Genomic DNA, 24,866 nt, shown 5'->3' with positions numbered 1-24,866 from the left:
AAACCGGCGTCCTCCCCAGATTTTTTACGCCAGCCTTCATCTGAAGCGCCGGCAAAATTGACCTGTTGAGGCGTCTATCCGCTACAATCAGGCCTTTATTTTGACCATTACCTAAAGCACGCACACCATGATCAAGGGTAGCATTGTTGCAATCGTCACTCCCATGCATCCGGACGGCAGCCTCGATTACGATGGCCTGCGCAAGCTGATCGACTGGCATATCGCCGAGGGAACTGACAGCATCGTCATCGTCGGTACCACCGGCGAATCGCCCACCGTCTCGATGGAAGAGCACTGCGAACTGATCAAGGTCGCGGTCGAGCACACGGCCAAGCGCATCCCCATCATCGCCGGCACTGGCGGCAACTCCACTTCCGAAGCGATCGAACTGACCGAATTCGCCAAGAAGGTCGGTGCCGATGCCTCGCTGCAGGTGGTGCCGTACTACAACCGTCCGACCCAGGAAGGCATGTACCTGCACTTCAAGACCATCGCCGAAGCGGTGGATCTGCCGGTGATCCTGTACAACGTGCCCGGCCGTACCGTGGCCGACATGAGCAACGAGACCATCCTGCGCCTGGCACAGGTCAAGGGCATCGTCGGCGTGAAGGATGCCACCGGCAACATCGCCCGCGGTACCGACCTGATCCGCCTGGCGCCCAAGAGTTTTGCGGTCTACTCCGGCGACGACGCCACCGCGATCGCCCTGATGCTGTACGGCGGCGCCGGCAACATCTCGGTCACCGCCAACGTCGCCCCGCGCGACATGCACGAACTGTGCGTGGCGGCCATGAGCGGCAACATCGCCCGTGCCGTGGAACTGAACAACAAGCTACTGCCCCTGCACAACAAGCTCTTCGTCGAACCCAATCCGGTGCCGCTGAAGTGGGCCATGCAGGAAATGGGCCTCATTCCGTCTGGCATGCGTCTGCCGCTCGCACCGCTGGGGGCGGCATACCACGACACCGTGCGCGCGGCCCTGCGCGAGTCCGGTGTATTAAAATAATCGGCTTGGCCGCTTTGGCGCAGGTCTCCTGAAATCCGATTCCGCTTTCAATAGTAACGATATGACTAATAGCAAGAACGTTCGTCCGGTATCCCGCTCCGCGTACACACTTACCCAACGCAGTATCGTCATCGCACTGGCGCTGGCCGGACTGGCAGGATGTTCCTCCATCGGCAACATGCTCGAAGGGGACCGTATCGATTACAAGAGCGCAGAAAAGGCCCGTGGCCCGCGCCTGGAAGTCCCGCCCGACCTGACCCAGCTGCAGCGCGACAACCGTTACTCCATCCCCGAGGCCAACAAGGGCGTGGCGACCGCGTCCGGCTACCAGCTGGAGCAGCAGAACAAGCCGACCACCGAAGTCACCTCGGTGGCGCCGACTGCCAAGGGCGACGAAATCCGCATCGAGCGCGACGGTTCCCAGCGCTGGCTGGTGGTCAAGCAGAGCCCGGAACAGCTGTGGTCGCAGATCAAGGATTTCTGGCAGGACAGTGGTTTCCTGATCAACGTGGAATCGCCCGATACCGGCGTGATGGAAACCGACTGGGCCGAGAACCGTGCCAAGATTCCCCAGGACTTCATCCGCAACACGCTGGGCAAGGTGTTCGATTCGCTGTATTCCACCGGCGAGCGTGACAAGTTCCGTACCCGCCTGGAACGCGGCCCCAACGGCACCACCGAGATCTTCATCAGCCATCGCGGCGCCGAAGAAGTGCTGACTGGTTCGGCCAAGGAAACCTCGGTGTGGACCGCGCGTCCCTCCGACCCGGGCCTGGAAGCCGAATTCCTGTCGCGCCTGATGGTGCGCCTGGGTGCCGAGGAAACCAAGGCCAAGGCGGCCGTGGCCAATGCCCCGTCGCTGCAGGCACGTTCGCGTCTGCAGAAGGGCGTGGCCGGTACCAGCGTGCAAGTCGATGAAGGCTTCGACCGCGCATGGCGCCGCGTCGGCCTGGCGCTGGACCGCGTCGGCTTCACCGTGGAAGACCGCGACCGCAGCCAGGGTATCTACTTCGTCCGTTACGTCGACCAGAACCAGGATGCCAAGGACAAGAAGGATGATGGTTTCTTCTCGCGCATCTTCAGCTCCAAGGACAAGGACAAGAAGGCCGCCAAGTACCGTATCGTGGTCAAGGGCGCCGGTTCCGACAGCAGCAACATCACCGTCCAGAACGGCGAGGGTGGTCCGGATACCTCGGGTATCTCCGACAAGATCCTCGGTCTGCTGAACGATCAGTTGAAATAAGCAGGACCCGGGGCTCAGATGAAGTTCGCGAGCCTCGGTAGCGGCAGCGAAGGCAATGCGCTGCTGATCTCGGCCGCAGCCGGCGACGAGCGTCCCTCCTCAGGGACCACGGTTATGCTGGACTGCGGCTTTACTTTGCGCGAAGCCGAAAAGCGCATGCTGCGCCTGGGTCTGGACCCGTCCGACGTCGCCGCCATCGTCGTCACGCACGAGCACTCGGACCACGTCAGCGGCGTGTTCAAGTTCGCGCGACGCTACCGGATTCCGGTCTGGCTCAGTTATGGCACCTGGCAGGCGGTGGCCGAGCAGGCTACCGATGTCGATGTGCGTTTCTGCGCCGATGGCCAGAAGATCGCCATCGGCGATCTTGAATTGTCCCCCTATACCGTTCCCCATGACGCCCGCGAGCCCATCCAGTATGTGGCCGGCGACGGCGATCGGCGCCTGGGCGTGCTGACCGATGCCGGTCAGCCGACCGCGCACCTGGTGCAGGCGCTGGGCGCTTGCGATTCCCTGCTGCTGGAATGCAATCACGACCGCGAGATGCTGGATCGCTCGCCTTATCCCGCCTTCCTCAAGCGCCGCATCGGTGGTGATTATGGCCACCTGGCCAATGACGCCAGCGCTGACATCCTGCGCCTGCTCGACAAGAGCCGGCTCAAGCGCGTCATTGGCGCGCATCTCAGCCAGCAGAACAATACGCCCGAGCTGGCGCGTGCTGCCATCGAAAGCGTCCTCGGCACGACCTTCGGCGGCATCGGCATTGCCTGCCAGGCAGAAGGTTTTGCCTGGCTGGACGTCTGACCGAAACGCGAGTCGGTCAGCCTGCTGTCAGCTGCTCTTGCCCGACGGCAGAAACAATTTGTTTCTCTTTCCTGGCTGCTTGCTGACCACTTCTTCCCTTGTTGACGACCCTGCCGGCACTCGCCTGCCTGGCAATGAGGAGTGGACCGCTACGGGCCGCTGGAGACGCTGTCAGTGCTTTGTCAGTCCGAAGGGGCAATCACCGTGCTGGAATCGCCTGGGGCGCTTTCTGATGCGTTCTGGAGGGTGGGACGGGGTGGTCTGATGTCAGGAGCTTGACCGGATATTGATGGAGGGAAGAGCGTGGAAAATCTGGACGAAAAAAAACCGGTCTTGCGACCGGTTTTCTGACAATAATCCGAAGATTACTTGGCCGGAGCGGCTTCAGCCGGCTTTGCGTCAGCGGCAGGAGCAGCGTCAGCAGGCTTAGCGTCAGCAGCCGGAGCAGCGGCGTCAGCCGGCTTGGCAGCGTCAGCAGCAGGAGCGGCGTCAGCCGGCTTTGCATCAGCAGCCGGAGCAGCAGCGGCCGGAGCTTCAGCAGCAGGAGCGGCAGCAGGTGCCGGAGCTTCTTCCTTCTTGCCGCAAGCAGCCAGGGCAATAGCCAACAACGAAGCGATCAACAGAGTCTTTTTCATGAATATTCCTTCAATATTTAAAAATTGTGCGATGAATAATTACCGGTAATTATCGCTCTACTGGGAGGCTTTCGCCGCAGGCTATGACCTTGCGGTCGGGCTTCGGTTCTTGCTTCTTTTTACTGCCGAAACATCTCCGGACAACGAAAACTTTCCAGCCCATCATTATAGCGATTTTTTGCCGGAATCACACCGGCGACTAACTTTTTCGTAAGAATTTGTAAGTTCTTACATCTAAAACCATGCGCCCGGAAGGCCTTTGCTGGAGCCGCTTCCAGGGATTTTCTAAAGTGATTTCGAGGTCGCTTCCACTTAAAGTGGAATCAATCTCAAACAAATTCGATCCAGCCACTTTCATACCACTGATGAAGCGCTTCCAGCAGGTCTTCAGAAGCCTTCTCGAAGTCGGTTTTTTCAAGTGTGCGGGTGTCGGCCAGTCGGGCAAGAATCGTCTTGTCATGACGGCCGACCTGGAACGATTCGCCATTGATGAAGACGTGCGAGCCGCGATAGAGCACGCGTGTCTTGCGATGCAATGCCAGACCGCGTTTCTTGGCCCCCTGGAAAAAGCGAGCAAAGGAAATCGGCTCGTCCGGCGGCACGAAAAAGACGCTGGGTTTGGGCTCCGACAGATGCTCACCGAGGAAGATGGTGATGTCGTCGTCAGTGAAGCGGATCTTGTTGAGCTCGTCGCGGATGCGCGTGATCATGTCCGCCTGCAGTTCGGCCGGGCGGGCGCTGGTCTTCAGGTCCGGGTCGGCGTAGCGGCCGGGCAGGTCGATGGTATCCATCATGAATTCCAGGAAGGATTCGCCCAGTTCCTGATAGGCCGGCGCGCGGAATCCCACCGAATAGGTCATGCATTCGCCCACGGCCACGCCGTCGTGCGCGTAATGCGGCGGCAGATAGAGCATGTCGCCGGGCTCCAGGATGAATTCTTCTTCCGGCTGGAAGTGGCTCAGGATCTTCAGGGGTACGCCTTCTTCCAGCGTCAGGTCGTCCTGGGCGCTGATGCGCCAGCGGCGCTGGCCATGGGCCTGCAGCAGGAACACGTCGTAGGAATCGAAGTGCGGACCGACGCCACCACCGTCGGTGGCGTAGCTGATCATCAGGTCATCCAGGCGCGCATCGGGCACGAAGCGGAACTGGCGCAGCAAGGCATCGGCGGCCGGGTGGTGCAGGTTTGCGCCCTGTACCAGCAGGGTCCAGGCCTTTTGCTTCAAGGGCGGGAGTTTGTTGAACGGGCCGTGCTGCATGTCCCAGCCATCTTCGCGATGGGTGATCAGGCGCGACTCGACGTCGTCGCGCCGGGCCAGCTCGAACAGTTCCTGGCGCGGCAGGGGGGCGGAAAAACCGGGGATGGCATTGCGGATCAGCAGTGGCTTCTTGTGCCAGTAGTCACGCAGGAATTGGGCGGGCGTGATGCCGCCGAGCAGATCGAGTTTTTTCATGCCCGCCATTATAGGCGTCGGAGCGCGGCCGTACGGCATCGGCGGTGGTGAAGTTTGATGCAGGTATAATTCCCGGGTCGAGAAACCGTTTGAAAGAGTCCTTGCCTCGCGGGAATGGCAAGGGGATGGTTCTTAGGCCCCAACCCGGGTGGCAGGTGTCGCGCGCGACCAGACCGCAGTACCTGCCGCTCCCGCACCACTATCGATACAAAGGACCCTTACGATGAAGATCGCAAAGAATACCGTCGTTTCCGTCAACTACAAGCTGTCGGATGCCCAGAACAACCTGATCGAGCAGAGCAGCGAGCCAATGGTCTACCTGCACGGCGGTTATCACAACACCCTGCCCAAGATCGAAGAAGCGCTGGACGGCAAGGAAACCGGTTACAGCACCACCCTCCAGGTCGAACCGGAAGATGCCTTCGGCGAATACGATTCCGAGCTGGTCAAGATCGAACCCGTCGAGCGTCTGCCGCAGCCGCTGGAAGTGGGCATGCAGTTCGAAGGCTCGCCTGACGACGAAGGCGAAGAATCAGTCATCTTCACCGTCACCGAAGTGGCCGACGGCAAGGCTGTGCTGGATGGCAACCACCCGCTGGCCGGCATCGCGCTGCGCTTCGAGCTGAACGTGATCGAGGTGCGTGCCGCTTCCGAGGAAGAAGTCGCCCACGGTCACGTGCATGGCGCCCATGGTCATCATCACCATGATGAAGACGAAGGCGATGCCGGCGATCATTTCCGCAGCCAGCCGCTGAACTGATCCCGGATCTGACGGCGGCCTGGTGATCCAGGCGGCCAGTCGATGCCGAAGCCAGAGACGGCGCAAAAACGCAACGCCCGCAGAGACATTCTGCGGGCGTTTGTTTTTTCAGAATAAAAAAGCAGGCAGAGCCGGTTCTAGCGCCGTTCTCCATCGGCATCTGCCACCGCGAACAACTGCGGCAGGTGATCGTCTACCACGAGCTTGAGCCAGCGTTCTCCCACACCCACATTGCCGAGGTTGCCGCTCCACAGGATGTGCGCCGGGGCCTTGGCCTTGGGCGCCTGGGCATGCACCACCAGCACCCGGCCGGGGAATTTGGCTGCCAGCTCCGAGAACAGGCGCCGCGTCTCCGCAAAGCCGTCGCGCTGGGTGCGGAAGAAGGAGCGTCGCGGTGGCGGACCGAAGGGATTGCCATCGCTGAAGAAGACGATGGCCGCGCACTTCTTCAATGCGGCGAAGGCGAACAGGTGCTGCAGCCAGTTGCGGTTGGCGATCAGCCTGTCCTCGAACTCGTTGTTGCGGCCGCCGTCGAGCAGGAAATGATTGTTGCCGGCCGGCAGATTGACGGTCGCGAAGAGCACGTTGCCCACTTCCCAGCGGGTGTTTTCGGCATAGCTGCGGAACTTGGGCGTGAGCGATTGGCGCAGCATCGGCAGGCGGCTCGCGCCCAGCGAGAATTCACCGGCATAGAAGATTTCGCGCATGCGCGCCAGTCGCTCGATGGCGTCCGAGCGGTTTTCGCGGTCACGGCAGGTGATCCAGTCGCTGCCGGCCAGCGACAGGAAGATGCCGTTCTGTGCCTGCGACAGCATCTCGTGGCGCTGGCTGTAGAGATTGTCGTCGCAGCTCTCGGAAGGTGACTTGATGCCGTTGACCACCACGAAGGCCAGGTTGTCGGCATCGGTCTCGGCAATCTCTCGCCGCAGTTTTTCCTCGGCGGCATCCCCGGCCATGGCGTGATTGATGACGCCGAACGAGAAATCCTGGGGCGCCGCCCAGACGGTGCTGGCGGCCAAGGCAGCAGCGCAGCTCAGCAAGGTGCACAGCAGGATGCGTTGGACCGGGCGGCTCGTCATGCAGTCTCTTTGCGGTTGCTTTGCGGTTGTGATGGGGCTGCCGGATGGAGGCCCCTTATTGAGCCCGACTCAGGGCCTTGAGCTGGTACAGCGCCTCCAGCGCCTGGCGCGGCGTGAGGGCATCGGGGTCGATGCCCTCCAGCGACTGCAGCAGGGCCTGGGCCAGCGGATCGGGTTCGACCACCTCAAGGGCGTTGCGTTCAGCCAGGACATCCTGTTGCTTCACTTCCGACTCCGATTCCATGAAGGCCGGCGCACTGAAGAGGTCAAACTGCGGCGTCGGTTGCATGGACTGGCTTTCCAGCGCCGAGAGGTGCTTGCGGGCCGCCCGGATCACCGGTGCCGGCACCCCGGCCAGTTGTGCCACCTGCAGGCCGTAGCTCTGCGAGGCCGGCCCGCTTTGCACAGCGTGCAGGAAGACGATGCTGTCCTTGTGCTCCACCGCCGAGAGGTGGACGTTGGCCGCCGTGGGATGGATGTCCGGCAACTGCGTCAGTTCGAAGTAGTGGGTGGCGAAGAGCGTAAAGCTGCGCGTCACATCGATGAGGTGCTTGGCGATGGCCCACGCCAGTGCCAGGCCATCGAAGGTGGAGGTGCCGCGCCCGACCTCGTCCATCAGCACCAGCGAATGTTCGGTGGCGTTGTTGAGGATGGAGGCCGATTCGGTCATTTCCACCATGAAGGTCGAGCGTCCGCCGGCCAGGTCGTCGGCTGCGCCGATGCGGGTGAAGATGCGGTCGATCGGGCCGATCACGGCGCCGCTGGCCGGCACGAAGCTGCCCACGTAGGCCAGCAGCGTGATCAGTGCCACCTGGCGCATGAAGGTCGATTTACCGCCCATGTTGGGGCCGGTGATCAGCAGCAGCTTGCGCTCGGCCGCCAGCTGGCAGTCGTTGGCAATGAAGCGCTCGATCTGGTTTTCCACCACCGGGTGGCGGCCCTGCTCGATCTGGATGCAGGGCTCGTCCACCAGTTGCGGGGCGCACCAGTTGTTGCGTACGGCATGGTCGGCCAGCGCCACCAGGGTATCGAGCTGGGCCAGCGCATGGGCGATGGACTGCAGGCGCAGGATATGCTCGCCCATGTCATTGAGCAGTTGTTCGTAGAGGAACTTCTCGCGTGACAGCGAACGTTCCTGCGCCGACAGCGCCTTGTCCTCGAAGGCCTTGAGCTCGGGGATGATGTAGCGCTCGGCGTTCTTCAGCGTCTGGCGGCGGCGGTAGTCTTCCGGCACCTTGTCGGTCTGGCCGTGCGTGACTTCGATGTAGAAGCCATGCACCTTGTTGTATTCCACCCGCAGGTTGGCGATGCCGGTGCGCTCGCGCTCGCGGGCTTCCAGGTCCAGCAGGTACTGGCCGGCGTTTTCGGACAGGCCGCGCAATTCATCGAGTTCCGCATCGAAGCCGCGTGCGATCACGCCGCCATCGCGCACCATGGCAGCGGGTTCCAGCGTGATGGCGCGTTCCAGCAGGTCCAGGCATTCCACCGGCGTGGCCAGGTCTTCATGCAACTGGCCCAGCAGCGGCGCATCGGCGTCACGTGCGCACATTTCCACATAGGCACGCAGCGAGCCCAGTTGCTGCAGGCCGGCGCGCAGGCCGGCCAGGTCACGCGGACGGGCTGACAGCAGGGCGATGCGGGTGGTGATGCGTTCGATGTCGGGCACGGCCGCCAATGTGGCCGACAGACCCGAGCAGGCATCGGTGCGCATCAGGGCGTTGATGGCCGCATGGCGCGCCCGCGCTACCCGCTGGTCGCGCAGCGCGTGATGCAGCCAGTGGCGCAGCAGGCGCGAGCCCATGGCGGTGCGGCAGTGATCCAGCGTGGAGAACAGGGTGGGCGACAGCGCATTGGCATCCTGCGCGCGGATGGTTTCGGTCAGTTCGAGATTGCGGCGGGTGGCGGCGTCCAGGCCGATGAATTCATTTTCGGATTCGACCGTCAGCGTGCGCACGTGCTGCAGTCCGCGTCCCTGGGTGGATTGTGCATAGCGCAGCAGCGCGCCGGCCGCGCAGATCGCCGGCCCCAGGCCATCGGCGCCGAAGCCGTGCAGGGTGGCCACGTTCAACTGTTCCAGCAAGGCTTTCTCGCCGCTGGGCTGGTCGAAATGCCAGTCCGGCACCGTCACCGCGCGGTTGGGCAGGAGCGGCTCGCACAGTTCCAGCTGGCCATCGGCCACCAGCACCTCGGCCGCCGAGATGCGCTCCAGTTCCTGCTTCACACGGCCGTCCAGCAGGGTGGTCTCGACCGTGAATTCCATCATCTTCAGCGCGCCGCTGGCCATGGACAGCCAGGCCAGGCCCACCTGCATCTGCTTGCGCGACTTGGACGGCAGCATTTGCATGGCCAGCAGGCAGCGTTCGGCTTTTTCGGGCAGCAGGTCAGAGTCGGTCAGGGTGCCGGGCGTGACCACCCGTACCACCTTGCGCTCCACCGGCCCCTTGCTGGTGGCCGGGTCGCCGATCTGCTCGCAGATCGCCACCGACTCACCCAGCTTGATCAGGCGCGCCAGGTATTGCTCCACCGAGTGGAAGGGCACGCCGGCCATCTTGATCGGGTTGCCGTTGGAGGAGCCGCGCTGGGTCAGGGTCACGCCCATCAGGCGAGAGGCCTTCTCGGCGTCGTCGAAGAACAGTTCGTAGAAATCGCCCATGCGGTAGAACACCAGCGTGTTGGGGTGATCTGCCTTGATGCGGAGGTATTGCTGCATCATCGGCGTGTGGGCGGCGAGGTCTTTGGTCATTGGTCACTCATGGCGATGCGTGGATCGCGTCTTGCAAGTTCGGGAAGGCGCTTGCCGTGCGGGCAGGTCCGGATCGGGAGGGATCGACGGGCCGGGGCTGACGGCAGGGAGTCAATCAGGCGGCCTGGCAGGCAGGTCGCCATAAATCAAAAATGCGGACCGTGGTCCGCATGCTTGAGCCGGGATTGTACGCGCTTGGCCGGGTGCAGCCAAGCGGCGGCAGTCCAGGCTCCAATTCAGTGGCAGGAGGTCCGGCCCATCGACCTTGTCGCCGGGCAAAAAAACAGGCGGCCACCGAAGTGGCCGCCTGCCCAGTCCGCAGGGGGGACGGACTGTGGGGGGAGAGCAAGAGGGGGTCTCGTCAGTGGGCCGAGGACGTATCGGCCACGCGGGTCGGCTTGGGCGCCAGCCACACCGCCAGGGCGGCCAGCGAGAAGGACACCGCCGCCATCATGAAGATGTGATTGGTGGCCAGCATCACCGCCTGGTTCTGTACCGTCTGCGCCAGCGAGGCGGTGGCCTGGTCCGGGCTCATGCCGGCAGCCACCATGGTGTTGACCGCCTCGCCACCGCGATCGACCAGGCCGGACAGTTCGGCATGGAAGAAGGTGGCATCGTTTTCCCAGCTGGTGTTGACGATGGAGGTGGCGATGGCGCCGGCCATGGTGCGGCAGAAACTCATCAAGCCGGCGGCCGAGGCGGTTTCTTCCTCGTTCACGCTGGACAGCGCCAGCCCGGTCAGCGGCACGAAGAACAGCGGCAGTCCGATGCCCTGCAGGAACAGCGGCCAGCCGATCTGGAAGAAGGACATGTCGGTCGTGTTGAAGGCGCGCAGGAAGGTCATGAAACCCAGCCAGGTCACACCGATGCAGACCAGCTTGCGGGCATCGATGGTGGCGGACATCTTGGCCACCATGGGCGCGGTCATCACCGCCAGGATGCCGGTCAGCGCCGTGATGAGGCCCGACCAGGTGGCGGTGTAGCCCATGTAGCCCTGTAGCCAGAGCGGGGTCAGCACCACCGAACCGAAGAAGGCACCGAAGGCCAGGCAGATGGTGGTCACGCTGGCCGTGAAGCCGCGATGGCGGAATACCCGCAGGTCGACGATAGGATTGCGTTCGGTCAGTTCCCAGATCAGGAATGCGATGAAAAATACTACCGCCGTCACCGCCAGCAGCACGATCTCGGTGGAGGCGAACCAGTCCTTTTCCTTGCCTTCGTCCAGCATCAGCTGCAGCGCCGCGACCCACACCACCATCAGGATCAGGCCCACGCGATCGATCGGCAGCTTGAACGTCTTGGTTTCAAAGCGCTTGAGCATGCGCCAGCCGAGGTAGCCGCAGATCAATGCCACCGGCACGTTGATCCAGAAGATATAGGGCCAGCTGTACTGGTCGCACAGCACGCCGCCCAGGATCGGGCCGGCAATCGGCGCCACCAGGGTGGTCATGGCCCACAGGCCGACCGCAGCGGGCGCCTTTTCCTTGGGGAAGATGCGCAGCAGCAGGGTCTGCGAGAGCGGCATCAGGGGGCCGCCGGCCAGGCCCTGCATCACGCGGAAGGCGATCAGCATGCCCAGCGAATTGGCCAGCCCGCAGAGGGCCGAGAACAGGCCGAACATCACCATCGACAGGATGAACACGCGCACCGTGCCGAAGCGGTTGGCCAGCCAGCCGGTCAGCGGCACGGTGATGGCTTCGGCCACCGCGTAGGAGGTGATGACGTAGGTGCCCTGGCTGGTGGAGGCGCCCAGGCCTCCCGCAATGGTCGACACCGAGACGTTGGCGATGGTGGTATCGAGCACGGCGATGAAGTTGGCCGCCGCCAGCAGGATGCCGGCACCGACCAGCTGAGCGCCGCTCAGGGGCGCTTCGAACAGCGCCGGCTGGGCAGTAGGCGGAGGGGCCGGTGGCGTACCGGCATCTGCGCTGAGTGTGGATGACATGGGAAACCTCTTCTTGTCGTGGGGCCTGCCTTACAGGGCGGCGGCCTTGGTGTCGCTGTTCTGCGCGCTCTTGGGCTGTGCATCGCCGACCTGCATCTGGCCGCGCGTATCGATCTCCACCACCATCGACAGGCCCACCGACAACGGGCGCTGCGCCAGTTCCTTGGGGTCGAGCGAGATGCGCACCGGCAGGCGCTGCACCACCTTGATCCAGTTGCCAGTGGCGTTCTGCGCCGGGATCACCGCAAAGGCGGAGCCGGTACCACCGGAGAGACCTGTGACCACACCGTGGTATTCCACCGAGCCGCCATAGAGGTCCGCCTTCATGGTGACCGGCTGGCCGATGCGCACCTTGGTCAACTGGCCTTCCTTGAAGTTGGCGTCCACGTGCATCTGCTGCAGCGGCACCACCGACAGCAGGGCGGCACCGCTCTGCACGCGCTGGCCGACCTGCACCTGGCGGCGGGCAATCACGCCATCCACGGGGGCGCGCAACACGGTGCGCTCCAGGTCCAGCTTGGCCTGGTCGAGCTTGGCGCGGGCCAGTACCACTTCCGGGTTGTCATCCACGGTGGTGTTGGCGGTCAGCACCGTGCTGGCCTTCTGTGCGCCCTGGGTGGCCTTGATGTTGGCGCGCGATTGCACTTCGGCGGCCTCCGCTGCCTTCTGGTTGGCCTGGGCGGTCAGCAGGGCAGTGCGGGCGTTGCTCAATTCCTCGCCCGAGACCGAGCCCGACTTGGCCAGTGCTTCGCGGCGTTGCAGGTCGATCTCGGCACGCTTGAGATCGGCCTGGGCCGACAGCAACTGCGCACCGGCGCGCTTCTGATCGGCTTCGCGGGCCAGCACCTGGGCCGCCAGGCCGGCATCATTGGCGAAGAAGCCCTTGACCTTGCGCTCGGTACGGTCCAGGTCGGCAGCGGCCTGGTCCACCGCCAGCCGGGCGTCGGCGTCGTCGATGCGCACCAGCACCTGGCCCTTCTTGACGGCCTGGGTATCGACCACGTCCACGGCCGACACGATGCCGTTGACGGCCGGCGTGACGGTGGCGATCTCGGTGGCGGTGTAGGCATTGTCGGTCTCGACGTAGCGCGAGCCGATCAGGTACCAGTAGGTGCCATAGCCAATGGCGGCAATGGCGACCACGCCGCCGAAGATGGAGAAGAGCTTCTTGCGCTTTTGCGCGGACGCAGCCTGGGCGGCGGCTTCATTGCGTTGCTTGGCGTCGTCGGCCAGGGTCTGGGTCGCTTGGGAATCGCTGTGGGACATGATGATCAACCTTTCGCTTGCGTATTTGGCATATCGGTGTGGGGCGCGTCGGCGCTGTTCTGGCGGCTGCTGTCGTCGGTGGCGCGGTAGCCACCGCCCAGGGCGCGCACCAGCGCGACATCCAGGGTGAACATGCGCGAGCGCAGGTCGGAAAGCTGGCGCAGGTTGCTGATGAGCGTGTCCTGCGCATTGAGTACGTCGAGGTAGTTGGCCAGGCCGCCGTTGTAACGGTTGCTGACGATGCGGTAGGCCTCCTCGGCCGCATCGGCGGCAGCCTGCACGTCGGCCAGGCGTCCGGCCAGGGCCTTCTCGCTCACACCGACGTCGGCCACGTCCTGCAGGGCCTGGGTGACGGCCTGGTCGTAGTTGGCCACGGCTTCGTCATAGCTGGCGCTGGCGGAGCGGAACTGCCCCCGCAGGCGGCCGCCGTTGAAGATCGGCAGCGAGATCGCCGGACCGAAGCTGCCGATGTCCGAGCCACTGCGCGTGAGCATGTCGATGCCCAGCGACTGGAAACCGAAATAGGCCGTCAGGTTGACGTTGGGATAGAAGGCGGCGCGCGCCACCTTGATCTGCTTGCCGGCGGCTTCGGCGCGCAGGCGTGCGGCCACGATGTCGGGGCGGCGGCCCAGCAGTTCCACCGGCAGTTGCGCCGGCAGGGCGAAGGGCTTGGAGAGGTCGATCTGCGGGCGGACCAGTTGCAGGCCACGATCCGGCCCGGCGCCCAGCAGCGCGGCCAGCTTGTTGCGCTGCAGGCCGATGGATTCGTCGGTGGCCTTCAGGTCGGCCTGGGCAATAGCGCGACGCGCTTCCATCTGCTTGACCGAACCACGGGTTTCCAGTCCATTGCTGAAACGCTGGTTGAACAGATCCAGGCTTTCCACCCGCACCTTCAGGGCGGCTTCGTTGGTATCGCGCTGGGCATAGAGCTGGGCCAAGTCGGCATAGGCCGAGGCAATCGAGGTCGCCAGCGTGATGCGGGCCTGGGCGGCATCGGCGCGGCTGGCTTCCAGTTCCGAGGTGGCCGACGCCAGCGCGGCGCGGTTCTTGCCCCAGAAGTCGATCTCGTAGCTGAAGTCCAGGGTGGTGCGGGTTTCGTTGTTGTAACCCTTGGGGACGAAATCGGGCGGCACGCCATTGTTATAGGACTGCTTCATCCGGTCCAGCGAGGCGTTGGCGCTGATCTGCGGATACAGCGCCGCACCCTGCTGCTGGGCCGCACCTTCCGCCTTCATCAGCCGCGCCTTGGCCACGGCCATGGAGGGCGCGCCTTGCAGGCCTTCAGTGATGAGCGCATCCAGTTGCGCGTCGCCATAGACCTTCCACCACTGGTCGCTGGGCCAGGCGGCCTGCACAGCGGTGGCCGCCAGCGTCTGGCTGCCCTGATACTGCGCGATGGGTTTGGGTTCGGCGCGTGGACCGAGATCGGTGAAGGAGGCGCAGCCTGCCATGAGCGTTGCCGTCAGCACGGCGGCCGAGGCCGTCACGGCCCGCCGCCAGCGCTGAGGACGTCGCGGCGACGGCGTACGCTGACCGTGGAGAGATGAATTGTTATTCATGTTCGTGGAGTGTGGAGTGAACAACTGAAGCAGAAATGTTTGGTTTTAAAACTGTACAGTTCAGTATAGTATTTGATTTTATGAATAGTCAAGACTCATTGCGAGAAATTACTCGCCTTTGTGCGGCAATACCGCAACAGCGAATTTAGACAGGCAATTGATGTGAATCTGGCGGCTTTGGATGGCTTCTCCGCCTATAATTCGACATTGGCCGCAGCAAACATCGCGATGACGGCCGGCACCACAGGAAAATTCATGCGCAAGAAAAGTGAAGAACGCCGCCAGGCAATGATTGATATCGCTGCCGAGGTGTTCAACGAAATCGGTTTCGAAGCGGCCTCGATGGCGGAAATCTCGGCCCGGGTCGGCGGTTCCAAGGCCACGCTCTACAACTACTTCAACTCCAAGGAAGAAATCTTCGTGGAGGTGATGATGAAACAGGTGGGGTGCCAGTTCGAAGAACTGTTCATGGCCTTACGCAACGAAGACGATCTGAAAACCGGTTTATTGCGTCTGGCGACGCATTATTTGAGCGTGGTGTTCCGACCCGAGGTCATCGCCGTCAAGCGGCTGGCGTCGTATTACGCCGGCAAGTCCGATCTGGGCCCCATGCTCTATGAGCGCGGCCCCCGTCGTGGCTGGACCCGCATCGCCGAGTTCCTGAAGGTCAAGATGGACGAGGGCAAGCTGCATGGCGGCGATCCGTGGATCGCGGCCATGCAGTTCCGGGGCTTGATGGAGGCGGAATGGATGGAGATGCGCGTGCTCAACGTGGTCACCGAGATTACGCCGCAACAGCAGCGCGAATCGGCCGAACGGGCGGTGCAGGCATTCATCTACCTGTACCAGCCGCGCTGAGGCGGGTAGGTCAGAAGCTCAATGCGGCCGCGTGCTGGTAGTCGATCGTCATGCCCATCGGCGTGGCGATCCAGGCCTGTTCCCGATGGGAGGCTTCCGAGATATCGTTGGCCGTCATCCTGGCAAAGCGCTTCTTGATATCGAGGAGCAGGGCCAGTTGCTCTTCATCGAAGCAGTTCCGGTCCGACGCCAGCAGCGGCAGGACCTGCGTTCCCTCAATGACGCCCACCTTCACTTCCACCTGGCAAATCAGGCCACGTTGTTCCAGCAGCGAGAACAGCAGCCGGAACGCCGAAGGCACTGGCCCATACGGCAGGCGTTCATAGGCCAGTCCGGACAGGCTGCGTCCTCGTTGTTTGTAGAAACTGAAGTCGCTGTAGAACAGCAGCTTGTTGAGTTTCGTGACGAAGACGCCTTCCGGTTCGCTCAGCAGCAGCACCAGTTGCCCCAGCTTCTCCAGGTGGATTCCCTCGGCCGGTGCAGTACGCACGCTGGCCAGAAAGGCCTTTTCCAGCGCCTGGGCGGCGGCCTTCTTTTCGAGATCAGCCAGCAGGCGGGAACGCACCTGCGGTGGCAGGTCGGCGGCGGTGCGCACCAGTTCCATGGCGGTTTCGGCCGAGATCATGGCCATACGCATGGCCTTGTCATGGGCATCGGACTGCAGCTTGCCGTTCTCGTAGCGACTGACGGTGGCCACGCCCCAGCCGAGTACGGCCGCCAGTTCGACCTGGGACAGTCCGAGCGACTTGCGCCACGTCGTCAGTTGCGCCGGCTGGACCATCCCGTGCTTGTCGCGATACAGATCGCGCGCCAGGGCCAGGCTGTCGTCCATCTCCATCGTCTGGAAACTTTCGCCACAGCGCTGGCAGGCGAAGTAGTTCACCGGAACCTCGAAGGCTTCCTTGTTCACCGTACGGATTTCGGTCGTACTCACGGCCTGTACCCTGCCTTCGCCGGCACAGTTGGGGCAGATATCGAAAAGCTTGTTGTCCATTGGAAGCTCCATTGAAGGAGAAGAGCCTGCTGAAGGAAGAGACGTCGTATGGCCACAAATGTAAATCAATTGATAAGTCGAATGGTTATACATTTCAAATGATATTGCTCAGTAGATACATTTGAGCTTTGGATGCTCCATCAATCAGCGTCCGTGTGGTCACGAAAAAGTTGGAAAAAGACAAAGAAAAAGGCAGACGTAAAAAAGCCCGGCTCACCGCAAGGGCAAGCCGGGCCAGATGATGGCGGCCTGATGTGAAGCGATCAGCGCTGATGCACCTTCACTCCCGCCGAATAGGTCGCGGCAATGGCGCGGTCGTCCCCCAGGATAGCCAGGGCGAACAATTGTTCTTCCAGGCTGTCGGTGGTCGCACTGCGGCGCGCCAGCAAGGGGGTGGCCTGCGGATCAAGGACGATGAAGTCGGCGTCGCAGCCCGGCGTGAAGCTGCCGATGGTCCCCTCCAGTTGCAGGGCGCGTGCACCGCCCAGGGTGGCGAGGTAGAACATGCGCTGCGCCGGCAGATAGGTACCGCCCATGCGGGCCACCTTGTACAGCTCGTTCATGGTCTGCAGCATCGAGAAACTGGTACCACCGCCGACGTCGGTGGCCAGCGACAGCGGTACGCCTGCCGCATCGGCACGGGCAAAGTCGAACAGGCCGCTGCCCAGGAACAGGTTGGAGGTCGGACACAAGGTCGCAGCCGACTGCGTGGCCGCCATGCGCGCGCGGTCCTGGTCGTCCAGCCAGATGCAGTGCGCATACAGGGCGCGCTGGCGCATGAGGCCGTAGCCGTCATACACGTCCAGGTAGCTGCGCGCATCCGGGTAGAGCTCCTTGACCCACTTCACTTCGTCGGTGTTCTCGGCCACGTGGGTCTGGATATACGTATCCGGATACTGCGCCGCCAGTTCGCCGGCCAGCTTCATCTGCGCATGCGTGGACGTCGGTGCGAAACGCACGGTGATGGCGTAATGCTGGCGTCCCTTGTTGTGCCAGCGCTGGATCAGCGCCTCGCTCTCGCGTACGCCGCTCTCGGCCGTGTCACGCAGGAAGTCGGGCGCATTGCGGTCCATCAGGCACTTGCCGGCCACCATGCGCAGGTTGCGCGCGTGGCTGGCGCTGAAGAAGGCATCCACCGACTGCGGATGCACGGTGCAATACACCGCCGCGCTGGTGGTGCCATTGCGCAGCAGTTCGCTCAGGAAGAAGTCGGCCACTTCGGCCGCATGCTCGGGCTGCTGGAAGCGACGCTCCGCCGGGAAGGTGTAGTTCTCCAGCCAGGGCAGCAGGCCCGGGGCGGGGGAACCGATGATGTCGGTCTGCGGATAGTGGACGTGGGTATCGACGAAGCCGGGGCAGAGGATCTTGCCTCGCAGGTCCTCGATGGCGGTGCCAGTTGGCAGGCTGGCGGCCAGTGCGGCGTAGTCGCCGGCGGCCTGGATCTTGCCGTCCTGGACCAGCAGCAGGCCATCGCTGTGCCAGTGCGTGGCGTGTTCGTCGAAGGCGGGATCGTTGCTGAAGTACAGCAGGCTGGCGCGGTAGGCTTGCAGGGATGGGTTCATGGTATTTCCTCGTTGCAGGCGGCCTGGCGCGGATTGGGCGCAGGCCGTCGATTCAATATTCATCATACTGGAAGGCACAGACGTGAAGATGCTTTCCGTACAGGGATAGGGTGGAATCGATGGGGAAATCCGATCGTGTCTGGCGTGTGGAGCGGGACCGGTGACGCGGATTTCCGGAGGGTGACGGCAGGGTGTTCCTTCAGCCTCTGCCGTCCAGAGCGTGTGTCACCAGGGAGGAGGGATAGCGTTGCGCGGCCGGCTGGCGGGATCGCAATTCCCACAACTGCATCAGTTGGGCCACCACCGCGATGGCGATGCTGGCGGGTTCCTTGCCGTAGATGCCGGGAATGCCGATGGGGCAGGTGATGCGTTCCAGTTGCTGCGCACTGAAACCGCGTTCGGCCAGACGATGTTCGAACTGCCTGCGCTTGGTGATCGACCCGATCAGGCCGAACCAGGCCGCATCCCCGCGTTTCAGGATGCGTTCGGTCAGTTGCTGGTCGAGGGCGTGGCTGTGGGTCATCACGAGATAATACGCACCCGGCTCGGCCATGTCGACCGCGGCATTGGGCACGTCGGTGGCTTCGGTGGTGATCTGCGCCGGCAAGCCGGGCGGGAACATGTCTTCCCGCTCATCCACCCATAGCACCCGGCAGGGTAGCGTGGACAAGACCTTGACGATGGCGGCACCCACATGGCCGGCGCCGAACAGCACCACCTGCGGCTGGTGCGCACGGCACAGGTCCAGCAGCCAGCGGCGGCCCTGCTGGTCGCGCACCAGCTGCGTCTGGCTTGCTGTACGCGCCATGTCCTGCAGCGTGTGCTGCGGGCCATCAGGTTGCAGCAGTTGCATGGGCTCGGGATGGTCCAGCGGCAAGGCCCGCCACCGGTCATTACCACGGGTCCATGATTGCTCCAGTTCCTGCCACGGCCGCAATGCCTCGGCATCGCTGGCTATCCGTTCGAAACAGAGAAACACCACGCCACCGCAGCACTGTCCCAGGCTGGGACCCAGCGCGATGCGCTCCAGCCGCCGTTGCCCATCCAGCCGGGCGGGATCGGCCTGCAGCATGGCGCGAGCAATCTGCGCGGCGCGCCATTCGAGGTGGCCGCCGCCGATGGTGTCGAACTGTGCATCGGCGGTGTAGAGCATGCGCGCCCCAGGCTCACGCGGGGTTGACCCCTGGATCTGCGCCACCGTCACCAGCACGGCCGGTGTGGTGCTCTGCTGCATGCGGCGCAAGGCGGCTAGCCATGTGGTCATGATCGCTCTCCGATGGTCTGGCTTATTGCACCGCTGCGGCCGCGCGGACCGCATCGACCGCATCGAGGATGGCCTCGCTGGTGGCTGGTGCGCGCAATGGCGGGTTGATGCGATGCTCGCCCACTGCCGAGACCGCATCGCGTATGGCCAGGAACACCGAGAACGGCAGCAGCAGCGGCGGCTCGCCCACCGCCTTGGAGCGGTGGATGGTGTCGGAGACATTGCTGTTGCGATACAGCTCGGTGCGGAAGGCTTCCGGGCAATCCGAGATGGCCGGGATCTTGTAGGTCGAGGGGGCGTGCGTCATCAGCTTGCCGTCCTTGTTCCACCACAGTTCCTCGGTGGTCAGCCAGCCCATGCCCTGGATGAAGCCACCCTCGACCTGGCCGATGTCCAGCGCCGGGTTCAGGCTTTCTCCGGCGTCGTACAGCAGGTCGGCCTGCAGCAGTTTCCACTCCCCGGTCAGGGTATCGATCACCACTTCCGACACCGCCGCCGCATAGGCGAAGTAGAAGAAGGGATGGCCATGCATGCGCTTGGCATCCCAATGCACCTTGGGCGTGGAATAGAAGCCATCGGACCACAGCTGCACCCGTTGCAGGTAAGCCTGCATCACCAGTTCGACGAAGGCGATCGATTGCTCGCCGGCCATCACCAGGCCATCGGCAAAGCGGATGGCCGATGCGTCCACGCCGAAATGCCGGGCCGCTACCTGGGCCAGCCGTTCGCGGATCTGCAGGGCCGCATCCTGCGCGGCCTTGCCGTTGAGGTCGCTGCCGGTGGAGGCGGCGGTGGCCGAGGTATTGGCGATCTTGCTGGTGTCGGTCGCGGTGCAGCGCACCTGCTCCAGCGGCACGCCCAGCGCATTGGCGACCACCTGCGCCACCTTGGTATTGAGCCCTTGCCCCATCTCCGTGCCGCCATGGTTCACCAGCACCGAGCCATCGGTATAGACGTGCACCAGCGAACCAGCCTGGTTCAGGTGCGGCACGTTGAAGGAAATGCCGAACTTCACCGGCGTCAGCGCCAGGCCTTTCTTCAGCACCGTATTGCTGGCATTGAAGTCGGCAATCGCACGCCGCCGTTCCTGGTAGCGGCTGCTCTTTTCCAATTGGTCCACCAGGCCGTGGATGACGTTGTCCTCCACCTTCTGCCCGTAGTGGGTGACGTTGCGCGCCCCCGGACCTTCTTCATCGCTGGGGCCGTAGAAATTGTTGCGGCGGATCTCCAGCGGATCACGCCCCAGGTTGCGGGCGATCTCGTCGAGGATGTACTCGATGGCCAGTGCCCCTTGGGGGCCGCCGAAGCCGCGGAAGGCGGTGTTGGACTGGGTGTTGGTCTTGCCGCACATGGCGTGGATTTCCACGTCCGAGAGGTAGTAGGCATTATCGAAGTGGCACACCGCCCGCGTGGCCACCGGGCCGGACAGGTCGGCCGAAAAACCGGCCCGCGAGATCATGTCGATCTTGGCCGCCAGGATACGTCCGCTGTCGTCATAGCCGATCTCGTAGTCGTAGGCGAAGCAGTGGCGCTTGCCGGTGACCATCATGTCGTCATCCCGGTCGGCGCGCAGCTTGACCGGACGACGCAGCCGCGCCGCCGCCACGGCAGCGGCGCAGGCCCACAGCGCCGATTGCGATTCCTTGCCGCCGAAGCCGCCGCCCATGCGCCGGCATTCCACCAGCACATCGTGCGAGGCCAGTTTCAATACGGTGGCGATATGGTGCTGCATCTCGCTGGGGTGCTGGGTCGAGCAGTACACGTGCATGCCGCGCCCTTCCTTGGGGAGGGCATAGGAAATCTGCCCCTCCAGGTAGAACTGCTCCTGTCCGCCCACATCGAACTGGCCGCGCAGCTTGTGCGGCGCCAGCGCCAGGGCCACCGCCGGTTCGCCGCGCGACAGGTGCATCGGCGGCAGTACGTAGGATTGCGCGGCATGGGCGGCGCGTGGCGTCAGGACCGGCGGCAGTTCTTCGTAATCGATCACCGCCAGGCGCGCGGCGCGGCGCGCATGGTCGTGACTGTCGGCCACCACGATGAACATCGGCTGACCCACGTATTGCACCAGCCCATCGGCCAGCACCGGATCGTCGTGGATGATGGCGCCGCATTCGTTCTCGCCCGGAATGTCCGTGGCGGTGAAGACTGCGACCACACCGGTGGCCGCCTTGACCTTGTCCAGGTCCATCGCACGTACCCGGGCATGGGCCTTTTGTGACAGGCCCAGGGCCGCATGCAGGGTCCCCTGCAGTTCCACGATGTCGTCGGTGTAGGTGGCTTCGCCGGTCACGTGCAGCAGGGCCGATTCATGCGGATGCGGCTTGCCCACGGTAGCCCAGTCCTGGGGCGGTTGTACCAGGGTATTGAGGAATTGTTCGCTTTGCTTGTTCATGCTGTTCTCCTGCGGATTCTGTCGATAGGCTGTACGCGATGCACTCACGCCGCGAAGGCGCGCACGTCCTGGCGCGCCAGCGGCGCCTCGCTGCGGGTTTCCAGCCAATAGCGATAGAGCAGGTTCTGCGCGCTGCGCAGGCGATAGGCGGCGCTGGCGCGCATGTCCGACAGCGGCGCGTAATCCTGGGCCAGCGCAGCCATGGCAGCGCGCACCTGTGCCTCGCCCCAGGGCTGGCCTTGCAACAGTGCCTCCGCTTGCGCGGCGCGCTTGGGCGTGGCCGCCATGCCGCCGAAGGCAATGCGGGCCTCGGCAATGAGGTCGCCGTCCATGCGCAGGGCAAAGGCGGCGCAGACCGCCGAGATATCCTGGTCGAAACGCTTGGAGAGCTTGTACACGCGGAAACGCACCTCCTTGCTGGGCAGCGGAATACGTACGGCCTGCACCACCTCGTTGGCTTGCAGGGCCGACTTCTGATAGGCCAGATAGAAGTCTTCCAGGGGCATGACCCGCTGACCGTCCACGCCGGCCAGCACGATCTGCGCACCCAGCGCGATCAGCCATGGCATGGAGTCGCCGATGGGCGAGCCATTGGCGACATTGCCGCCCAGGGTGCCGGCGTTGCGCACCGGCATGGAGGCAAAGCGCTGCCATAGTTCGGACAGTTCTTGCGGATAGTGGCGGGCCGCTTCGGCATAGGCATCTTCCAGCGAGACGCCGGCCCCGATCTCCAGCATGCCCTCCTGCACGGACATGGCGCGCAGTTCCTCCACGCGACCGATGTAGAGGATGTCACCCAGCTCGCGCATCTGCTTGGTCACCCACAGGCCGACATCGGTGGAACCGGCCAGGATGCGCGCCTTGGGCAGCTCGGCGCGCAACTGCAGCAGCTGCGCCAACGTGCGCGGGGCGTGGAAGGTCTGGCCACCATGGGTCACGGCCAGTGGCGCGTCGCGATCGATGGCGCGTAGCGCGGTCTTGACGGCGTCGCGGTCGAAGTCCACCTTGGGCAGTTCGCCCATGCGGCGTGCCGCATCGATGATGGGGCGATAGCCGGTGCAGCGGCACAGGTTGCCGGAGAGGGCGTCGTCAATCTCGCGCTTGGTTGGCGTGACGCCATCCTGGTCGTGCTTCAGGTACAGGCCCCACAGCGACATCACGAACCCCGGCGTGCAGAAGCCGCACTGCGAGCCATGACATTCCACCATGGCCTGCTGCACCGGGTGCAGGCAGCCATCGCCCTGCTTCAGGTCTTCCACGGTGAACAGCGCCCGGCCGTCCAGGGTGGGCAGGAACTGGATGCAGGAATTGACCGTCTTGAGCTCCAGCTGATCATTGCGCAGCTCGCCCACCACCACGGTGCAGGCTCCGCAATCGCCTTCGGCACAGCCTTCCTTGGTGCCGGTGCAATGCAGGTCTTCGCGCAGGTGCTGCAGAACGGTGCGGGTCGTGGGTTGGCCTGCTACTTCGTGGGTCTGGCCGCGAAAGTAGAACTGGATGGGGCGGATGGTCTCTGGCATTTGGCTTTACTCAATATGGATTGTCTACAAAACAGACTGCTTTATGGCGCGCTCCAGGGCGTATCGTGGGGCGTGCTTCTTATTGTTGGATCTGCTTTCAGGCGGCATGTCCGCTTGGGGCGGCGGCCGGCCTGGGGTGTCTCCCGTGGCCAGATGGCATTCAAGAAACGTGCCGGGGTCGTCAAAAGAGGAAACGGATTGTCCGCAGTCTATTGTTGCGGACGATTGTCGGGTTCCCTCTTGTCACGATCCCGAAGAGGCAGCCCCTGTCGTTGCGGGCCGCCTCTTCGATGGTTCAGACTACTACTACTACTACTACTACTACTACTACTACTACTACTACTACTACTACTACTACTACTACTACTACTACTACTACTACTACTTCATGACGCTGCATGCGCTCATTCGCCACCGAGGTAGATGATCTTGAACAGGAAGATCGCAGCGATGATCCAGATTACCACCGACACGTCCCGGGCGCGACCGGTGAGCAGCTTCAGGCCGGCGTAGCTGATGAAGCCCAGTGCCAGGCCATTGGCGATCGAATAGGTGAAGGGCATCACCAGCGCCGTGATCACGGCCGGCACGCATTCGGTGGTGTCGTCCCAGTCGATATGCACCAGTTCGCGCAGCATCAGGCAGGCCACGAAGAACAGCGCCGGTGCCGTCGCATAGGCCGGTACCACGCCAGCCAGCGGGGCGATGAACAGGCACAGCAGGAACAGCACCGCGATGGCCACCGCAGTGAGGCCGGTACGGCCGCCGGCCTGCACGCCGGCGGCGCTCTCGATGTAGGCGGTGGTGGATGAGGTGCCCAGCAGGGAGCCGGCAACGATGGCGGTGCTGTCGGCCATCAGGGCCTTGTTCAGGCGCGCCATCTTGCCGTCCTTCATCAGCCCGGCGCGGGTAGCCACACCCATCAGGGTGCCGGTGGCGTCGAACAGTTCCACCAGGAAGAACACCAGCACCACGTTGACCAGGCCCATGGAGATGGCGCCCTTGATATCCAGCTGCAGGAAGGTCGGTGCAATCGAGGGCGGCGCGGCGAAGATGCCCGAGAAATGGTTGCCGCCGAAGAAGAAGGAGAGCACCGTCACCAGCAGGATGCCGATCAACAGCGCCCCGCGCACCTTCAGGCGATCCAGCGCCACGATCACCAGGAAGCCGATGACGGCCATCACCGGCGCCGGCTGGTGCAGGTCACCCAGTGTGACGAAGGTGGCCGGATTGGCGGCGACGATGCCCGCGCTCTTGAGCGAAATGATCGCCAGGAATAGCCCGATGCCCGCCGGGATGGCCGTGCGCAAGGAACGGGGAATGCTCTGGATGATCACTTCCCGGATGCGCAGCACGCTCACCAGCAGGAACAGGCAGCCCGAGATCAGCACCGCGCCCAGTGCGGCCTGCCACGGGAAGCCCATGCCCTTGACCACGGCATACGCGAAGTAGGCATTGAGCCCCATGCCGGGCGCCAGGCCGATGGGGTAGTTGGCATACAGGCCCATGATGAGGGTGCCCACGGCAGCGGCCACGCAGGTGGCGACGAACACCGAATCCTTGGGCATGCCGGCGTCCCCCAGGATGGAGGGATTGACGAAGATGATGTAGGCCATCGTCAGGAAGGTGGTGAGCCCGGCCAGCAGCTCGGTGCGCACGGTGGTGCCGTTTTCTTCCAGACGGAAGAATCTGTTCAGGGCGTTCATTGTGGGTTGTCTCCGTTGGGTCCTTTTTTATGCGCCGGAAAACCCGCCTGCAGCGGTGGCAGGCAGAAAGTGGGCGTTG

General features: G+C 63.5%; 19 protein-coding genes. 6 read left to right on the top strand and 13 right to left on the bottom strand.

Annotated elements, in window-relative coordinates; genetic code table 11:
* Positions 1-127 precede the first annotated feature (127 nt).
* From dapA to I5R65_RS18810, 3 genes are all read left to right on the top strand, one after another.
* Positions 128-1,006 carry a 4-hydroxy-tetrahydrodipicolinate synthase gene (gene dapA, locus I5R65_RS18820; RefSeq protein ID WP_180670327.1) on the top strand — a complete coding sequence of 293 codons (879 nt, stop codon included), beginning with the start codon at positions 128-130 and terminating at the stop codon, positions 1,004-1,006.
* A 61-nt stretch (positions 1,007-1,067) separates the two neighbouring features.
* Positions 1,068-2,249: an outer membrane protein assembly factor BamC gene (bamC, locus tag I5R65_RS18815; protein ID WP_180670325.1), complete on the top strand. Its 1,182-nt coding sequence runs from the start codon at positions 1,068-1,070 to the stop codon at positions 2,247-2,249.
* 18 nt (positions 2,250-2,267) lie between these two features.
* Positions 2,268-3,053, top strand: coding sequence for an MBL fold metallo-hydrolase (locus I5R65_RS18810; RefSeq protein WP_180670323.1), 786 nt, complete (start codon positions 2,268-2,270; stop codon positions 3,051-3,053).
* Positions 3,054-3,418: 365 nt separating this feature from the next.
* Here I5R65_RS18810 and I5R65_RS24335 read toward each other — a convergent pair whose 3' ends face one another.
* Both I5R65_RS24335 and I5R65_RS18800 read right to left on the bottom strand, forming a co-directional pair.
* Complete coding sequence (locus tag I5R65_RS24335; RefSeq protein WP_231395247.1) at positions 3,419-3,688, bottom strand: hypothetical protein; 270 nt, start codon at positions 3,686-3,688, stop codon at positions 3,419-3,421.
* Between the two features lie 329 nt (positions 3,689-4,017).
* A complete protein-coding gene (locus tag I5R65_RS18800) occupies positions 4,018-5,139 on the bottom strand; it encodes a cupin domain-containing protein (RefSeq protein ID WP_180670319.1) in 1,122 nt (373 codons plus the stop codon).
* Between the two features lie 223 nt (positions 5,140-5,362).
* On the opposite strand from I5R65_RS18800, the gene I5R65_RS18795 reads away from it, so the two are divergent.
* Complete coding sequence (locus I5R65_RS18795) at positions 5,363-5,899, top strand: peptidylprolyl isomerase (RefSeq protein ID WP_180670317.1); 537 nt, start codon at positions 5,363-5,365, stop codon at positions 5,897-5,899.
* Positions 5,900-6,036: 137 nt separating this feature from the next.
* Here the strand turns inward: I5R65_RS18795 and I5R65_RS18790 are convergent, their stop codons facing one another.
* The 5 genes from I5R65_RS18790 to I5R65_RS18770 all read right to left on the bottom strand — a co-directional run bounded on the left by I5R65_RS18790 (position 6,037) and on the right by I5R65_RS18770 (position 14,491).
* Positions 6,037-6,978 carry a hypothetical protein gene (locus tag I5R65_RS18790; protein WP_180670315.1) on the bottom strand — a complete coding sequence of 314 codons (942 nt, stop codon included), beginning with the start codon at positions 6,976-6,978 and terminating at the stop codon, positions 6,037-6,039.
* A gap of 55 nt (positions 6,979-7,033) precedes the next feature.
* The gene (gene mutS / locus I5R65_RS18785) at positions 7,034-9,721 is read right to left on the bottom strand and encodes a DNA mismatch repair protein MutS (RefSeq protein ID WP_180670313.1); all 2,688 of its coding nucleotides are present in this window, start codon (positions 9,719-9,721) and stop codon (positions 7,034-7,036) included.
* 361 nt (positions 9,722-10,082) lie between these two features.
* Positions 10,083-11,666, bottom strand: a complete 1,584-nt coding sequence (locus I5R65_RS18780) for a DHA2 family efflux MFS transporter permease subunit (protein WP_180670311.1) — start codon at positions 11,664-11,666, stop codon at positions 10,083-10,085.
* 30 nt (positions 11,667-11,696) lie between these two features.
* Positions 11,697-12,932 (bottom strand): HlyD family efflux transporter periplasmic adaptor subunit, encoded by a 1,236-nt coding sequence (locus I5R65_RS18775; protein WP_180670309.1) that lies wholly within the window; start codon positions 12,930-12,932, stop codon positions 11,697-11,699.
* Between the two features lie 5 nt (positions 12,933-12,937).
* Positions 12,938-14,491 carry an efflux transporter outer membrane subunit gene (locus tag I5R65_RS18770; RefSeq protein WP_219341883.1) on the bottom strand — a complete coding sequence of 518 codons (1,554 nt, stop codon included), beginning with the start codon at positions 14,489-14,491 and terminating at the stop codon, positions 12,938-12,940.
* A 255-nt stretch (positions 14,492-14,746) separates the two neighbouring features.
* On the opposite strand from I5R65_RS18770, the gene I5R65_RS18765 reads away from it, so the two are divergent.
* Positions 14,747-15,349 (top strand): TetR/AcrR family transcriptional regulator, encoded by a 603-nt coding sequence (locus tag I5R65_RS18765; RefSeq protein ID WP_077236353.1) that lies wholly within the window; start codon positions 14,747-14,749, stop codon positions 15,347-15,349.
* Positions 15,350-15,359: 10 nt separating this feature from the next.
* Here the strand turns inward: I5R65_RS18765 and I5R65_RS18760 are convergent, their stop codons facing one another.
* From I5R65_RS18760 to xdhA, 5 genes are all read right to left on the bottom strand, one after another.
* Positions 15,360-16,343 carry a type II TA system antitoxin MqsA family protein gene (locus I5R65_RS18760; RefSeq protein ID WP_180670307.1) on the bottom strand — a complete coding sequence of 328 codons (984 nt, stop codon included), beginning with the start codon at positions 16,341-16,343 and terminating at the stop codon, positions 15,360-15,362.
* Between the two features lie 263 nt (positions 16,344-16,606).
* The gene (gene guaD, locus I5R65_RS18755) at positions 16,607-17,905 is read right to left on the bottom strand and encodes a guanine deaminase (RefSeq protein WP_180670305.1); all 1,299 of its coding nucleotides are present in this window, start codon (positions 17,903-17,905) and stop codon (positions 16,607-16,609) included.
* A 199-nt stretch (positions 17,906-18,104) separates the two neighbouring features.
* The gene (gene xdhC, locus I5R65_RS18750) at positions 18,105-19,169 is read right to left on the bottom strand and encodes a xanthine dehydrogenase accessory protein XdhC (RefSeq protein ID WP_180670303.1); all 1,065 of its coding nucleotides are present in this window, start codon (positions 19,167-19,169) and stop codon (positions 18,105-18,107) included.
* 22 nt (positions 19,170-19,191) lie between these two features.
* Complete coding sequence (xdhB, locus tag I5R65_RS18745) at positions 19,192-21,561, bottom strand: xanthine dehydrogenase molybdopterin binding subunit (protein ID WP_180670301.1); 2,370 nt, start codon at positions 21,559-21,561, stop codon at positions 19,192-19,194.
* A 44-nt stretch (positions 21,562-21,605) separates the two neighbouring features.
* The gene (gene xdhA, locus I5R65_RS18740) at positions 21,606-23,081 is read right to left on the bottom strand and encodes a xanthine dehydrogenase small subunit (protein ID WP_180670299.1); all 1,476 of its coding nucleotides are present in this window, start codon (positions 23,079-23,081) and stop codon (positions 21,606-21,608) included.
* 43 nt (positions 23,082-23,124) lie between these two features.
* On the opposite strand from xdhA, the gene I5R65_RS18735 reads away from it, so the two are divergent.
* Positions 23,125-23,508, top strand: coding sequence for a hypothetical protein (locus I5R65_RS18735; protein WP_196872203.1), 384 nt, complete (start codon positions 23,125-23,127; stop codon positions 23,506-23,508).
* Here I5R65_RS18735 and I5R65_RS18730 read toward each other — a convergent pair.
* On the bottom strand, positions 23,486-24,787 hold the full coding sequence (locus I5R65_RS18730; RefSeq protein WP_180670295.1) for an NCS2 family permease: 1,302 nt from the start codon (positions 24,785-24,787) through the stop codon (positions 23,486-23,488). The two genes, I5R65_RS18735 and I5R65_RS18730, sit on opposite strands and share 23 nt — an antisense overlap.
* Positions 24,788-24,866: the final 79 nt, after the last annotated feature.

Origin of the sequence: Herbaspirillum sp. AP02, assembly GCF_015767275.1 — a bacterium.
Classification (GTDB): Bacteria; Pseudomonadota; Gammaproteobacteria; order Burkholderiales; family Burkholderiaceae_D; genus Herbaspirillum.
This window is presented reverse-complemented; position numbering and strand designations above follow the sequence as displayed.

Bases quoted from the DNA above. Each gene is read 5' to 3' on its own strand.
- I5R65_RS18735 (WP_196872203.1), top strand. From the start codon at position 23,125: ATGGCGCGCTCCAGGGCGTATCGTGGGGCGTGCTTCTTATTGTTGGAT.
- I5R65_RS18780 (WP_180670311.1), bottom strand. From the start codon at position 11,666: ATGTCATCCACACTCAGCGCAGATGCCGGTACGCCACCGGCCCCTCCG.
- xdhA (WP_180670299.1), bottom strand. From the start codon at position 23,081: ATGCCAGAGACCATCCGCCCCATCCAGTTCTACTTTCGCGGCCAGACC.
- dapA (WP_180670327.1), top strand. From the start codon at position 128: ATGATCAAGGGTAGCATTGTTGCAATCGTCACTCCCATGCATCCGGAC.
- xdhC (WP_180670303.1), bottom strand. From the start codon at position 19,169: ATGACCACATGGCTAGCCGCCTTGCGCCGCATGCAGCAGAGCACCACA.
- I5R65_RS18810 (WP_180670323.1), top strand. From the start codon at position 2,268: ATGAAGTTCGCGAGCCTCGGTAGCGGCAGCGAAGGCAATGCGCTGCTG.
- I5R65_RS18775 (WP_180670309.1), bottom strand. From the start codon at position 12,932: ATGTCCCACAGCGATTCCCAAGCGACCCAGACCCTGGCCGACGACGCC.
- I5R65_RS24335 (WP_231395247.1), bottom strand. From the start codon at position 3,688: ATGAAAAAGACTCTGTTGATCGCTTCGTTGTTGGCTATTGCCCTGGCT.
- I5R65_RS18790 (WP_180670315.1), bottom strand. From the start codon at position 6,978: ATGACGAGCCGCCCGGTCCAACGCATCCTGCTGTGCACCTTGCTGAGC.
- mutS (WP_180670313.1), bottom strand. From the start codon at position 9,721: ATGACCAAAGACCTCGCCGCCCACACGCCGATGATGCAGCAATACCTC.
- I5R65_RS18765 (WP_077236353.1), top strand. From the start codon at position 14,747: ATGCGCAAGAAAAGTGAAGAACGCCGCCAGGCAATGATTGATATCGCT.
- I5R65_RS18770 (WP_219341883.1), bottom strand. From the start codon at position 14,491: ATGAATAACAATTCATCTCTCCACGGTCAGCGTACGCCGTCGCCGCGA.
- I5R65_RS18800 (WP_180670319.1), bottom strand. From the start codon at position 5,139: ATGAAAAAACTCGATCTGCTCGGCGGCATCACGCCCGCCCAATTCCTG.
- guaD (WP_180670305.1), bottom strand. From the start codon at position 17,905: ATGAACCCATCCCTGCAAGCCTACCGCGCCAGCCTGCTGTACTTCAGC.
- I5R65_RS18730 (WP_180670295.1), bottom strand. From the start codon at position 24,787: ATGAACGCCCTGAACAGATTCTTCCGTCTGGAAGAAAACGGCACCACC.
- bamC (WP_180670325.1), top strand. From the start codon at position 1,068: ATGACTAATAGCAAGAACGTTCGTCCGGTATCCCGCTCCGCGTACACA.
- I5R65_RS18760 (WP_180670307.1), bottom strand. From the start codon at position 16,343: ATGGACAACAAGCTTTTCGATATCTGCCCCAACTGTGCCGGCGAAGGC.
- xdhB (WP_180670301.1), bottom strand. From the start codon at position 21,561: ATGAACAAGCAAAGCGAACAATTCCTCAATACCCTGGTACAACCGCCC.
- I5R65_RS18795 (WP_180670317.1), top strand. From the start codon at position 5,363: ATGAAGATCGCAAAGAATACCGTCGTTTCCGTCAACTACAAGCTGTCG.